This is a genomic window from Vreelandella alkaliphila (genome assembly GCF_016107625.1).
GTDB classification, from domain to species: Bacteria; Pseudomonadota; Gammaproteobacteria; order Pseudomonadales; family Halomonadaceae; genus Vreelandella; species Vreelandella alkaliphila.
On the sequence record NZ_JABASV010000017.1, the window covers coordinates 15,619 to 29,915 of the forward strand.

At 51.3% G+C, this 14,297-nt stretch carries 10 protein-coding genes; 8 read left to right on the top strand and 2 right to left on the bottom strand.

Annotated features, from left to right (window positions below):
• Positions 1-9 precede the first annotated feature (9 nt).
• Both JFC11_RS17650 and JFC11_RS17655 read left to right on the top strand, forming a co-directional pair.
• Entirely contained in the window at positions 10-2,040 is a 2,031-nt protein-coding gene (locus JFC11_RS17650) for a hypothetical protein (RefSeq protein WP_120385451.1), read from the top strand.
• Positions 2,041-2,083: 43 nt separating this feature from the next.
• Complete coding sequence (locus tag JFC11_RS17655; protein ID WP_198350177.1) at positions 2,084-2,860, top strand: TlyA family RNA methyltransferase; 777 nt, start codon at positions 2,084-2,086, stop codon at positions 2,858-2,860.
• A 45-nt stretch (positions 2,861-2,905) separates the two neighbouring features.
• Here the strand turns inward: JFC11_RS17655 and mscK are convergent, their stop codons facing one another.
• The gene (gene mscK / locus JFC11_RS17660) at positions 2,906-6,247 is read right to left on the bottom strand and encodes a mechanosensitive channel MscK (protein ID WP_198350178.1); all 3,342 of its coding nucleotides are present in this window, start codon (positions 6,245-6,247) and stop codon (positions 2,906-2,908) included.
• 177 nt (positions 6,248-6,424) lie between these two features.
• Here mscK and JFC11_RS17665 point away from each other — a divergent pair, with 177 nt between their 5' ends.
• The 4 genes from JFC11_RS17665 (at position 6,425) to JFC11_RS17680 (ending at position 8,535) form a co-directional block, all read left to right on the top strand.
• A complete protein-coding gene (locus JFC11_RS17665; RefSeq protein ID WP_038482765.1) occupies positions 6,425-7,444 on the top strand; it encodes a phospholipase A in 1,020 nt (339 codons plus the stop codon).
• An 80-nt stretch (positions 7,445-7,524) separates the two neighbouring features.
• On the top strand, positions 7,525-7,857 hold the full coding sequence (locus JFC11_RS17670) for an ElaB/YgaM/YqjD family protein (protein ID WP_030070257.1): 333 nt from the start codon (positions 7,525-7,527) through the stop codon (positions 7,855-7,857).
• Positions 7,857-8,261, top strand: coding sequence for a phage holin family protein (locus JFC11_RS17675; protein WP_095602296.1), 405 nt, complete (start codon positions 7,857-7,859; stop codon positions 8,259-8,261). The genes JFC11_RS17670 and JFC11_RS17675 overlap by 1 nt, the downstream gene beginning before the upstream one ends.
• Complete coding sequence (locus JFC11_RS17680; RefSeq protein WP_038482757.1) at positions 8,236-8,535, top strand: YqjK family protein; 300 nt, start codon at positions 8,236-8,238, stop codon at positions 8,533-8,535. Before JFC11_RS17675 ends, JFC11_RS17680 begins: the two co-directional genes overlap by 26 nt.
• A gap of 100 nt (positions 8,536-8,635) precedes the next feature.
• Here JFC11_RS17680 and JFC11_RS17685 read toward each other — a convergent pair whose 3' ends face one another.
• Complete coding sequence (locus JFC11_RS17685) at positions 8,636-9,820, bottom strand: BaiN/RdsA family NAD(P)/FAD-dependent oxidoreductase (protein WP_038482754.1); 1,185 nt, start codon at positions 9,818-9,820, stop codon at positions 8,636-8,638.
• Positions 9,821-10,013: 193 nt separating this feature from the next.
• Here JFC11_RS17685 and JFC11_RS17690 point away from each other — a divergent pair, with 193 nt between their 5' ends.
• Positions 10,014-11,081 carry an efflux RND transporter periplasmic adaptor subunit gene (locus tag JFC11_RS17690; protein WP_038482751.1) on the top strand — a complete coding sequence of 356 codons (1,068 nt, stop codon included), beginning with the start codon at positions 10,014-10,016 and terminating at the stop codon, positions 11,079-11,081.
• Positions 11,081-14,221, top strand: a complete 3,141-nt coding sequence (locus tag JFC11_RS17695; RefSeq protein WP_198350179.1) for an efflux RND transporter permease subunit — start codon at positions 11,081-11,083, stop codon at positions 14,219-14,221. The genes JFC11_RS17690 and JFC11_RS17695 overlap by 1 nt, the downstream gene beginning before the upstream one ends.
• Positions 14,222-14,297 lie beyond the last annotated feature (76 nt).

Here is a 14,297-nt window from a genome sequence, read left to right on the forward strand (position 1 = left end):
GGAGTCAATGTGACGATCAATCAAGAGGCATCTTCAACTGAAGATGGCAAGCTCAATGGATTGCTGAGCAAATTTGATGATGCAGTGCGCCTGCTTTCGCAGGCGCCTGCTTTTTCTAAACCGGCGAAACTGCCCCGCGTAATGGATACTGCGCGCCGAATCTTGATGCAGGAGGGCGGCTGCGCTGCCCTCGAAGCACGCGCGGCGGATTTTGAATCCGCCGGTGTGTTTGCAGGCTCAGACTGGGAAACCCCACAGTTCCTAGTACCTACCCTCACAACGTTCTCTCTGAAAAGCCCTGACGCCAATGTGGTCGTTATTGAGGCGCTGAGTGAGCTGCGACTTTTAGCAGTCGCCAAAGGTGATTACTTACATGCTCTGGTATCCCAAGAGCATGCACACCACTATTTAACCCAAGTAATGGCCATCAATCTGTGGCTGTTATTTAACGCACCTAGCGAAGCCGAACGGGAAACCCAGGGTCGATTAGCGACTATTCCCAGGCAACTGTTTCAACACCTAGCCGACCGAATTGGCTACGAACACGTTATTGATCAACTGATTGATGAAATATGGCGCATTTTAAAACAGCGCCCTATTCAGGTTGACGCCATAAAACAGATGATCACCCAAATTGCGCTGTGCCAAGTTAATCCAGCAATTGATTTGGGGGCAAGTGGTCAAGGGGCTGACAGGCTGGTTAGCTCGCTTTTCGGACCAACCCAAGCTTGTCGTGAAGACCCCGGCGTTGAGCTGTACCGTGAACGACTGGAACGTATGGATAACGCGGCTTTGCAAGCGGAATCCACTGGCTTCGCTCGTGCGATGCATGACACAGGGCTGGTATCGCCCTATCACACGATACTGATGCGCTATCTACTCGAAGAGGGCGACCACCTTCTATCAGAGGCATTAGGTCTCTCTTCGACGGGGCGCGACTGTCTACTCTGCTATCGCGAGCTGGTGCATGCACTGATTCGCGGGGGTGTTTATCCCGCCACCGCCCAAGCAGTGTATGGCTTGGCACTGCTACTTGAACGGGGCATTCTCTATCAGCCCCCGGTTGCTCCAGCGATGTGGCGGCAGCTAAATCTAAAGCTTTCAGAGTGGTCAGAAGCACGCTTGAATCTTGCCTATGGTGAAGATGCATCACCCCGCGCACGTTTAATTGAAGGTGTGCTTTGCATGTTAGGACTGCCGCTGGGTGTAGGACAGGGCAACAACCCTACCTGCCAGTCAGCGAGAGCGCTTTCTATGTGGGCTTATAACGACCCTGACTATCTACTGCAAATGGTGGCTTGGGCTGCGCGTGATGATGAAATCATTATGCATTTCGAGGGTCAGCCAATCTCTTCAATGGAGAGCGCCTCAGGCGTTGCCTCCGAGCTTCCGATGGATCTTGACCCAGCCTCGTTGATCGTTGTCCCCCATCTTGACCGTATTTACGCGGAGATGGGCAGGCGCTGCATTGGCCGCGAAGGCGACCCCCATCGCTGGGTTAACCCAGAATTTCACGGGTGGTGGTCAGGTCGGGGCTTTAGCATCAACGTTGATGTTGCCTCCGGCCAACTTCGCGGTGTGGATAGCTTTATTCGTCACTTCTACGCCAGCTATCACCCTTACTACAATGGCAACCAACCGCTAATTCATCCTCAGCCTGCTGGCATTGCCGTCACTGACAGTGCTGCCCGGTTTATTGGTTGGCATGCAATTACCATTTTGCGCGCCTCGTTAGATCCCAACGATGTGATGAGGATCTATTTTTACAACCCCAATAACGACAGCGGCCAAGATTGGGGAGACGGCGTTAAAGTTAGCACCTCAGGTAACGGAGAACGCTTTGGCGAAGCCTCGCTCCCCTTCGCACAGTTCACGTCTCGATTATATATTTACCACTTTGATCCGTTGGAGCGTGGCGAGCTGGCCACAGTAACGGAAGAAGAACTTGAATCTGTAAAAGGCTATCTGCATCGCAGCTGGGGAGCTAGCCGCTTACCCCCTACCGAACTGCAGGCAGACAAAGGGCCACATACTCCGTAGCGAGACTCGCTAGCAGCGTTTAATAACCGCCATATTGACGACGATGACTCAACTAACACGATTAGACCAATTATTGGTCAGCCAAGGGCTGGCCAGTTCACGTACACGCTCGCAGCGATTAATTCGCAACGGTCGCGTGTTTCTTCAAGATGGCACGCCACTCGTAAAACCATCTGAAAAATGGCCGCTGGATACTCCGCTTCATATTGATGAAGACCCGGAGGAGCGTTACGTTTCCCGGGCAGGATTAAAATTAGAGGGCGTTCTTAACGCTCTAAACATGCGCCTGGAAGGGTGCAACGTGTTAGACGTTGGCCAATCAACGGGAGGCTTTACCGATTGCTCACTTCAATTTGGCGCCCGACATGTTATCGGTGTTGAAGTCGGGCATACCCAGCTAGCCGAGTGCTTACGTGATGACCCGAGAGTCACGTGTCTTGAAGGCTTAAATGCTCGTCACATGGCATCATCGACAGTCCTTCAACACGCCGTGGCTAAACACCCTATCGATATAGCCGTGATGGACGTTTCGTTCATCTCGCAAACCCTGATTTTGCCTGAGATCGCCTCCCTTCTCTCCTCTGGAGGGCAACTACTCTCATTGGTAAAGCCACAGTTTGAGTTAGCACCAGGCTCACTGGATAAGCGTGGCATCGTGCGTAACGCTAGCCACTATGCAGACGTAGAACAAAAGATACGTGATGCTTGTACAGAGTGCGGCTTAGTCATTAGTCACTGGCAGGAAAGCCCGATTACCGGTGGTGACGGTAATCGGGAGTTTTTACTGTTCGCCACCAAACATGGAGAACCAAGCGTTTAAAAACCAGTACTTAAACACAAGCCCCCCCCGATGCTAACCTAGTTATTAGCTTAGGTTAGCAGGAGGCAGTCGGTTAGCTGACTGCACTTTAACCGACTCGCCTCGGTCGCGGTGCAGCCACACGTCCATCTGCTCGAAGGCCACCTTAACGCCCGCTTCACGGAACAGCTCGTCGACCCGGCAGTTAACTTCGTCAGCCGCAAACAGGCGGTCAAGCAAATCGTTAACGAAAATGCGCAGCTCAAAATTCAGGCTGTGCGGCCCGTAGTTAAGGCAGAAAACCTGAGGTTCTGGGTCTTCTAACACTCGTTCATTTTCGTCGGCAGCCTGGCGCAGCAATTTATGCACTAAAGGCAGATCAGACCCATGAGCAACACCGTAGGTCAGCACCACGCGGGTCACGTTATCCGACAACGACCAGTTAATGAGCTGGTCCGTCACAAACGTTTTATTCGGTATGATAATTTCTTTTCGGTCAAAGTCGGTCACGGTAGTCGCTCGGATGCGAATCCTGCTTACCGTGCCATGAAGATTACCCAGCGTGATAGTGTCACCAATCCGAATTGGTCGCTCAAACAGAATGATCAAGCCAGAAATAAAGTTGGCGAATATTTCCTGAAGACCAAAACCTAACCCCACACTCAGCGCCGCCACCAACCACTGCAATTTATTCCAGGAAACACCCAGAGTGGCCAACGCCATCACTACGCCAGTACCAACAATGGTATAAGAAAGCAGAGAACTAATGGCATAAGCACTACCCTGCTTTAATGACAAGCGTGAAAGCACCATTACTTCCAACAAGCCAGGCAAGTTACGCGCCATAATAAACGTGATGGCAATCACAAGGAGCGAGGTAAACACATCGGAAATCGATAGTGCGTCTCCAACCAAGTTACCCTCTTGTGCATCCCATATTGAAACTTGGTCTAAATAACTCAGTACCGCCAGCAGGTCTGCCCACACCAGATACAGCAGGGCGCTGAAGCCAATCAACAAAATCAACTTTGATAAGCGTAGCGACTGAGAGTTAATTTTCTCCATATCCAAAGGTGGCTCTTCAACGACCTCCGCCCCACCTTCTGCGCCCTCTTGTACTTGAGCACGACGTCTAGCGAGCGCTCGTCGGTAAGCTAGCCGCCGTGCTGCAACGGCTAAACTACGCACGACAGTGGCCTCAACGACGACCCACAAGCCCAACAGGTAAAGGGTGATTGCAAAGCGAGCAACCAGCCGCAACGCCGTATACTCATATCCCCACACCACAAGCCCAAGGAGTACTAGCGGCACTGAAGCCATTGCTAGACCTAACACCAACCGAAAGAGTCGTACACCGAAAAATGGCACATGGGCCAGGATTAATAGTGCCAACCACCAGCTCATTGCCACCAAGCCCGCGGCAAAAAGCCCTATCGCTACTGGGCGCAACGCCAGCGGTGTTTCCATTTGTCCAGAGAGCGCGGCAATAACGACCACTGGCGCTAACGCTAGTCCGAAACCACCCAGCAGCTTACGCAACCGCGCTGTATAAGCAGGAGCCCAGGTGAAATGGCGCTCAGCAACCCCATCATGAACGAGGAGCCGACGGCCCCAGGCCACGACAACCCAACTAAGCGCCAGTTGCAGAAGCGCTGGCGAAACACTGCTTGCCAGTGCACCTTCAGCCTCACTTAGGCCTATGCCAATACCTGCCAATCCCAACGGCCCAGGCAACGCAAGAAGAGCATTTAGCAGCACCGCCTTGGTGGTATGCAACTGAGTATCACTTTTCAGTCGACCAATTTGTGAGTGAATGAGCGCAAGCTGTGCTTTAATTCGCCGGCGCAGCCCAACCAGAACCACGCCAAGCAAAATAAGCGGCGTGCCAATCAGCATTCTCCAAGAAAAACCTTTCCACTGAGAGGGCAAAACCGCCCGCCACTCGCCTTCTCGCCACTCCAGTTGAAGGCTGTGGGGAATTTGTCGTAACCAATTGAAATCTAGAGGACGACTATTAGCTACCCAGAATAGCTGTTCATCAATGGTCGCCCGTAAATCTCGCGTCGTCTCTAATAGCTGTTGTTGATTAAGTTTAAGCTCAATAGCGGCACTCAGCAGACTGCTGTAAGACTGTTCAAGCTGCTCTACCAATTCACGGCGTGACTGGTAAAGTCGCGTCAGTGAGTCCACCAATCCAGGCGTGACATCAACCCCAGCTTCCTGCAAACGCTGGGCTGCCAAGCGATCACTTTGACGCAATTGATCACGCTGCCGAATCAAATCAAACTGCTTGAGACGCAAATCGGCAATTTCATCTTGCAAATCACGCCTTGGAGCGACTAAAGGTAACGACTGGCGCTGTTCTCTAAGAATACGCGACAACAATTGGCTACCACGAATAGCATCAATTTGTTCGTTCAGGCTTCGCTGAAGTTGCCGCACATGATCCAACTGGCGCTGGGCCTCAATATTTTCACGTATAATGCCATTCGCTCTATCCGTCGTTCGCAACAGTTCAAGGCTCAGCGCTTGGTTCGTTTGCTGAGCATTGAGCACCACAGGGTGTCCTTCAGCGATCAGTGGATCATTCTTTGCTGCGTCGGCAATAGCCTGTTCGGATTGAAGCCGCCGCTGGCGATCAATGACGCCTTGCAATAAATTAAGCTGCTGCTCCTGCTGGTCTATTTGAAGCTCAATGAGTTCCCGGCGCTCCTGAGCCAACTCTCGCAGCCGACTGTTGGCGCTTAGTTCACGCTGATTCAGGTTTACTTCCTGTTCTGCAAGGGCTCGCTCAATGCGCCACTGAATTAATTGCGCATCGTGGCGTGCCGATAGCTGACGATCACCCAGCAAGGCTTCTCGCTCATCAGACTGGCGTCGTAAATTTTCAGCTCGCTGCAAAGCATCTGAAATTGCTTGCTGAGCACGCTCAGGCAGTGTTTGCGCGGCCAATAGCTGAGAGTTAGCTTCGGCTAATTGGCTTTGAAGCTGCTGGAGCTCTACCACCGCTTCTGCCTGCTGCATTTCCAGCTCATTCAGCGGCATATCACTAAGATTATCCACTGATAACTGTCGGCTTTGTTCTTCCGCCTCGTTTAGCTCACGCTCTAGGCGAAGCAATATGTCGGGCGCTTGGACAACCCGTTGCTCTAACGCCTCAATGCGCTCTTCAACCGCGCGAAGGCGTTCATAGCTTTGCAACGCAGCCGATAAAGCTTCCTTCACCTGACTTTGCTCGGTGGTTAGCTCGCTTTCCTGAGACTCAAGTTCCGCTAATCGCTCAGATAGCTGCTCCTCAGAAGGGACTTGATCAAGCAACGCAGCCTGAGCGTATACGGCACCAGGAATGGTTAACAATAGATAAATAAGGAAGAGCCATGGAAGTGCTTTCAGTGCATTTTTGACCACGTTAGATATGCCTCATCGACATGTATACTACTCCAATCAGGAAGATTGCCATTGTCAGGCGTTCTGGCTTCTTACGCAATCTAACGCGTTTGACGCACAGGGGGAGTTGACTTACGCGAGTGGCGTGTATAGAAGAGACTCTGATAACTGCCTTTTATTTATTTGCGAGCCATTTTGATGGTCATTCGAAAACTGCTGTTAACAAGTTTAATTGTTTTGCTAGGCACTGAAAGCGCCGTTGCAGAGACACGCGAGGAAATTGAAGCTCGTATCCGCGCGCTCAACACCGAACTTTATCAGTTGCGCCAACAGCTGCAACATGTTGAAGATCCGGCAGGAAACGAGCCCACAGTCCGTTCGCAGCTGCTTCCAGAAGAAATGGCGCTTGAGGATCTCAGTGAGCGACGCCAATTTGAGCATGAGTCAACTCGTAATCCGTTCGCCATTACGACTCACCGAACTAATTATCTTTTCCCGATTAGTTATAGCACCAACCAGAACGCTGAAAACTTTAGTAGCATTTCTGAAGACTCTTCACCTAACGACGTCGAAGTGAAATTTCAGTTTAGCGCCAAATTCAACCTTGCAGAGGATGTGTTTGGCGACATTGGCGATGTCTATTTCGCCTACACACAGCGAAGCTGGTGGCAAGCCTATAATACCGATGCTTCTTCCCCCTTCCGGGAAACTAACTACGAGCCTGAAATTTTTATTGATTTTGATAACGCCTGGAGCGCATTAGGCTGGGTAAATACGCGCAATCGTCTCTCCTTCATTCATCAGTCTAACGGCCGCTCGGATCCACTCTCACGCAGTTGGAACAGAGTTTATTTAGAAAGCACGTTCCAACGCGGTGACTGGGCACTTTCACTCGCTCCTCACTGGCGCGTACCTGAGTCCAAAGGCGACGATGACAACCCAGACATTGAACGCTTTGTCGGGTATGGCGATATCCGCCTGGCAAAACGACTCAATGGTAACCACGAGGTCGCGGGGCAACTGCGCGGCAACCCAAGTGCGGGTAACTATGGCACTCAAATAGACTACAGCTGGCCTGCTTTTAACAATGTGCGTGCCCATCTACAGTACTACTACGGCTACGGAGAGAGCATGATTGACTACAATAATCGTGTGCATCGTCTCAGCATAGGCTTTAGCTTAAATCCCCTATTCAGTGCTACTGGGCTGAACCGTTAGCGCTCGAGGTTGTCTTATAGTTGACGGCTGCTATGCTGGAGTTGTCACTTATTCATATTCACTCGTCAAAGGATGACATCATGGCTAAACGTAATACTGATACCTCTGCTCGTGCTGACCAGTTGAAGGAAGATCTCCGCCACCTGAGTGAAACCGTAGAAGAGTTAATGAATGCCACGTCAAAAGATGCAAGTGGCGAGATGCGTGACCTTCGTGAGCGCGCAGAAAAACGACTGAAAGACACCCGAGCGCGCTTAGAAGCTCGCGGCGAGCGACTTTACGAAGACACTCGTGAAACGCTGTCTCAGCAAGTTGATTGCTGCGATCGTTACGTGCACGAAAACCCCTGGGCTAGTATTGGTATTGGTGCCGCAGCTGGCCTAGTGGTGGGTATGCTTCTCGGTCGTCGCTAATGGCTTTAGGGCCAACACAACGCGTCTTCTCTGCCGCCAAACGTCTGCTGAAATCATTAATTGCTAATGGTGAAACTCGGCTTCGTTTGGCGGTTTTAGAACTAGAAGAGGAGCGCGCTCGTTTATTGACCCTGCTTTTGTTAGCAGGGGCTAGCCTTTTGTTGCTGTTGTTAGGCGTCGCGACACTTACCGCGCTGGTAGTCGTACTGTTTTGGGACACTTATCGGCTTACTGCGATTGGCGTGAGTGCAGGCGTTCTTATTGCCTTAAGTTTTTTACTAGCGGTTATTGCTATTCGTCAAGCCAAGCAACATACGCTGTTAAAAGAAACACTTAAGCAACTCTCCGCTGACCGAGCCTTGTTGGAGGTAAATGAGGATGACTCAACCCAACACCGTCAATAAGCCTCCCAGCCGAGCAGAACGCAAAGCCGCCTTGTTAGCGGAGCTAGAGCAACAGCGTATCGATATATTGATTGATAGCGATACACTGACAAAGGCAGCCTCACCGCTAGACAAGAACTGGCGCAGCCTTAAAATACCTTTGTATGTGATTGGTGGCGTCGCTGCTTTGCGTATTTTACGCCATCCAGGTGGCGCAATGGCGGTTGGCAGAAAAGCATTGGCTAGCTACATGTTGATACGAAAACTGAAGTTGCTAGCGAAAGTGGCTAGTTAACAAGCTACAAATGATATTTTTTTGAGAACGTCGCTGGGCCGTTTTTATAAACGCTAATCTTGAATGCTCTACGTGTTTACGGCCCAGCTCTTTACACTCATCAGCACGCCTGCCCGCAAGCGACACCACTTGCCCAAGCCCACTGAAAGTTGTACCCCCCCAATTCCCCCGTCACATCTAGCACTTCACCGATAAGCCTAAGCTGCGGTAGGTCTTTCACTGCAAATGTTTTTGATGAAATCGCTTCCGTACTTACCCCGCCCATTGTTACCTCCGCTGTTCGCCACCCTTCTGTACCTGACGGTTTTAACTGCCACTGGTTTAGCCGCTGAGCCCAATGATCAAGCGCATCATTACTGTACTCTGCCAGAGGGCTGGTAAGATTGGCGTCTGGGTACCACTCTAGCAACGCTTGGGCAAAGCGCTTTGGAAAACGCTCTCCCAGCCAAGTGGACAGCTGACGCTTAGGGGTCGCATGACGTGCATGACGTAAAACGTCAGCAGCATGTTCACTGGGTAGTAAATTAATAGTGATAGTGTCACCAGGTTGCCAAACGCTGGAAATTTGCAGCATCGATGGGCCTGACAGGCCACGATGAGTAAATAGCATTGGCTCTTTAAAGCGCCTCCCATTGCAGCTAACCTCGCATGGCACACTGACCCCAGAAAGTGCTGCTGCGCGCTCTTTCCAACTATCGCTCAAGGTAAACGGCACCAAACCTGGACGGGTAGGCAGAACATCTAAGCCAAACTGACGGGCAATATCATAACCAAATCCTGTCGCCCCCATCGTGGGTATCGAAAGCCCCCCCGTAGCAATCACTACCGTACCCGCGTCGATGCTTCCCAACGACGTGGCTAAGCGCATGCTATCCCCCATTCGCTCCAGCCTAGAAATTGACGTGCTGAGCGACACCTCGACGCCGGCCCATTCACACTCGGTGAGTAAGACGCTAACAATGTCTTTAGCGGAGCTCGCACAAAAGAGCTGGCCTGGGGCTTTCTCCACATACTCAACGCCATGCCGCTCTATCAACGACACAAAATGCTCAGGACGGTAACGCTTTAGCGCAGAAATGCAAAAATACGGATTTTCCGAGTAAAAGTTCTGAGGCGTAGTCGCAAGATTGGTAAAATTGCAGCGCCCTCCTCCAGACATCAATATTTTCTTGCCCGCTTTGTTGGCATGGTCCACCAACAGTACACGACGCCCCGCGTAACCCGCTTGAGCCGCACACATTAAACCAGCGGCTCCTGCACCAATGACGACGACGTCGTAGACCATAAAATTAGGCTCCCAGGATGAAAAAATGAGAGGCATTTTAACAGGTAAATAGCTCAAAATTACTGTACATTAAAAATATACCGTACAAATAACGTATATCTTTTTAACAGAATATCACTGTATACACTTCGCCCTCTAACACGGTGATCCCCTAAGTGGTATTACTAAGCATTTTGATAACACTGAGACGCTCATGCTTGTTTGTAAACGTATTTTGCTCTTCTGGTTGTTTACCCTGATATGGGCTAGTCCGTCGTTGGCACAGTCTCCCCCTCCGGTTATTGGGCACTACGCCGCTATAACAACTTGGTCTGATCCGCTTGAAGCGCTAGGGACACTGAGTGCAGATGAAAGCGTGACACTTTCCGCCACGGTGACCGATACGATTGCCGAGATTAACTTTGAAGATGGCGAACAGGTAGAGCGCGGAAGGCTATTAATTCGTTTAGAAGATGCTGAAGAACAGGCTCAGCTAAGGGCTGCGCAAGCCCTCAATGATGAACGTCGCAATGCGCTAGGTCGAGCCACCCAGTTGCAACAACGCAACCTCGCTCCGCGGGCTGATGTAGAAGATACCCAGGCGCGTTTACGCCAATCACAAGCTGACGCACAAGCGTTAGAGGCCAGGCTGTCAAATTATCGCTTACATGCCCCTTTTAGCGGGCGAGTTGGCTTTCGTAACGTCAGTATCGGTGCATTAGTAACGCCCGGCATGGAGCTTGTCACACTTGATAAGCTAGATGTCATGAAGCTCGACTTTACCGTACCTGAAGTATTTTTAGGGCGTTTGTCCAACGGTCTAAAGCTGAGTGCTACTACAGCGGCATTCCCAGACGAGCTCTTCAGCGGTGAGATCTCTAGCATTGGCACCCGCATAGACCCTATCACCCGCAGTGTTAACGTTCGCGCTGCCATGGTAAACCCTGGGCTGCGTCTGCGGCCTGGGATGTTAATGGAGGTCGTAGTTCAGCAACGAGTCCGCGATACGCTTGTGCTTCCTGAAGCAGCGATCGAACCCAGTGGCAACCGCCACTTTGTGATGCTGATCAACCAGCAGGACGACACCTCTCGATTAGAACGGCGAGAAGTCATTATTGGCGAACGACGAAGCGGTGAAGTAGAGGTGCTGGAGGGTATCAGTGCAGGTGACCTAATTGTGATTCACGGATTACAGCTCGCTCGAGATGGCCAGCAAGTCAGGTTGCTAGGTATCGCTGATGAAGAGACGGATATTCGCACGCTACTGGAGGCTGATCGCTAATGCGCTTATCCGACATTTCAGTTCAGCGGCCAGTGCTGGCGATGGTGATTGCCACACTGATTATCGCGTTTGGTTTACTGGCACTCAACCGGCTGCCCCTGCAAGAATACCCAACGGTTGATCCACCTATCGTTAGTATTGATACCCGCTACCCTGGCGCATCTGCAAGCGTTGTAGAGACACGCATTACCCAAGTGCTCGAAGACCGTATCGCCGGCGTGGAAGGCATTGAGTTAATTACCTCGCAAAGCGAGGATGGTCGTTCACGAATTGAAATCGAGTTCGCCATCAGCATGGATATCAATGCTGCCGCCAACGATATCCGCGATCGTATTTCAGGAGCACTGCGCAACCTTCCAGATGATGCAGATAATCCTGAGGTCACTAAAGCCGACAGTAGTGAGACTATTGTCGTGTGGCTCAGTCTCTCTGGTGCGGATTACTCCATTACCGAACTGACCGATTATGCCAATCGCTTTCTGGTGGACAGCCTTTCGGTACAACCCGGCGTGGCAAGGGTGCGCGTGGGTGGTGGACGTGATTACGCGATGCGAGTTTGGCTGGACCGCAATGCACTCGCAGCACGGGGGCTCACTGTCGGCGATGTTGAGGATGCTTTGCGTGCTGAAAATGTTGAGTTGCCAGCGGGCTCAATTGAATCCGAAGATCGCCAATTTATTGTTCGTTTGCCGCGCAGTTTCGCGACCGCTGATGATTTTAAACAGATTGCTTTAATCGAAGGCAGTAACGGTTATCTAGTACGCCTGGCCGATGTAGCGCGTGTCGAGATAGGCTCGGTAGAGGACCGATCTGTGTTTCGTGCCAATGGCGTCCCGATGGTGGGACTAGGCATGATCATGCAATCAACGGCCAACGTAGTGGAGCTATCGGAAGCCGTTCGACAAGAACTTGACCGGCTTCAAGGCACCTTGCCGGAGGGGATGTCACTCAGCCTTAACTATGATGCATCAGTATTTGTTTCAGGCGCTATCGAACAAGTAGTGATGACGCTGTTTATCGCCATGGGGCTAGTCGTCGTGGTGATGTTTATGTTCTTAGGTAATCTGCGCACTACACTAGTGCCTGCAGTGACGGTGCCGATTGCTGTCATTGGGGCATTTACCGCCCTAGCCGCCATGAACTTTTCGATTAATCTACTCACGCTATTGGCGCTGGTGCTGGCGATTGGGCTGATTGTTGATGACGCGATTGTAGTGCTTGAAAATATCAATCGACGTATGCACGACTACGGAGAAACACCACTGGTCGCAGCATTTCGAGGCACACGGCAAATCGCTTTTGCGGTGATTGCTACCACGCTGGTGCTAGTGGCAGTCTTCGTTCCCCTCAGCATGCTGCAGGGGGATATTGGTCGGCTATTTTCAGAGTTCGCACTTACCATGGCGGCGGCGGTTGTTGTCTCAACTCTACTAGCCCTTACCCTCACCCCGATGATGGCTTCTAAGATCCTCAAGCCAGGTATGCATGATAGCCGACTTAGCCAAGCCGTTCAGTGGCTGCTAACGGGCACCCAACGTCGTTACCAGCGTGCATTAGAAATCGTACTCACATTAAAGTGGCTGGTCGTTGCCCTGTTTTTCTTGTTGATAGCCGCTACCGCTTGGCTGGCAACCGAGCTGCCCAATGAATACACTCCGCAAGAAGATCGTGGCAATTTCATTATCCTTGTCAACGGCCCTGAAGGCGCAACGTTTGACTATATGATGGACTATATGGATGAGATAGAGGCCAGATTAACGCCTTTTGTAGAAAATGGTGAGCTTGAACGAATTGTGGTTCGCGCACCACGCGGCTTTGGTAATATCGAAAATTTCAACAGCGGTTTTATTATCGTCAACATGGCTGACTGGGGAAGCCGTCGTAGCGCTTGGGAAATCATGGCCGAGATTCGTCAGCAGCTACGAACACTGCCAGGTGTTCAGGCCTTTCCAGTGATGAGACAAGGTTTTGGACAGCGCACTCAAAAGCCTGTGCAGTTCGTACTTGGGGGCGGCACTTACGAGGATTTAGCGCGTTGGCGGGATAGGTTGATTACTCATGTTCGTGAAAATAATCCACGTATTACCGCTATTGAAAGTAATTATGATGAGACACAGCCCCAGTTACGCGTGGATATCAATTATGAACGCGCTGCAGCGTTGGGCGTCACGGTTTCAGAGATAGGCCGGACGCTGGAAGTGCTACTCGGTGGGCGCAACGTCACTCGTTATGTGGATGACGGGGAAGAGTACGATGTCATCCTTGAAGGTGACCGCAGCGGTCAAAACAGCCCTGCTGCGCTAAACAATATTCAAGTGCGCTCAGTACGCTCAGGAGAGCTGATTCCTCTAGCCAGCCTAGTAACGCTCTCTGACTTCGCGGGTGCTAGCACGTTGAACCGCTTTGATCGCGTTCGCGCCATTACGATTGAAGCCAATTTAGCCGATGGTTATCCCCTTGGTGAAGCATTGGAATATTTGCAACAAGCCTCTGACAATATATTGCCAGAAGAGGTACAAACGAACCTTGCTGGGCCTTCTCGCGATTTTCAACAGGCCAGTGGCGCTACCATGTTCTTATTAGTGCTCGGTGCCGTGGTGGTTTACTTAGTACTTGCGGCCCAGTTTGAAAGCTTAATTCACCCATTTGTTATCATGCTGACCGTCCCGCTAGCCATGATCGGCGCCCTGCTTGCCTTGCTGCTTAGCGGGCAGTCACTCAATATCTATAGCCAAGTAGGCTTAGTACTACTTATTGGCCTTGCCGCTAAAAACGGCATTCTGATTGTTGAGTTTGCCAACCAGCTACGCGATGAGGGCCAGGCGTTTCGCTCTGCCTTAATTGAAGCATCGGTGACACGCTTACGGCCAATTCTAATGACAGCAGTCACTACGATGGCAGGTGCGATACCGCTGATACTATCAAGCGGCCCGGGTGCGGAATCACGGCTGGTTATTGGCACTGTCATTATGGCGGGTGTTGGCTCTGCGACCGTATTTACGCTGTTTGTCGTCCCGGTAGCCTACGACCTGCTTGCGCGTTACTCAGGCTCGCCTGGGGCAGTTAAACGCCAATTAGAAGAAGAGATAGCCAGCGCTCCTATCGCTCATCATACGCCGCTTAATACCCCCGAGCGCTAACATAAGCCATTGCGAAAGGTCATATAGCGGCCTTCGCACTAAGCAAAAGGCGCCACACAGGCGCCTTTTGTTTTAG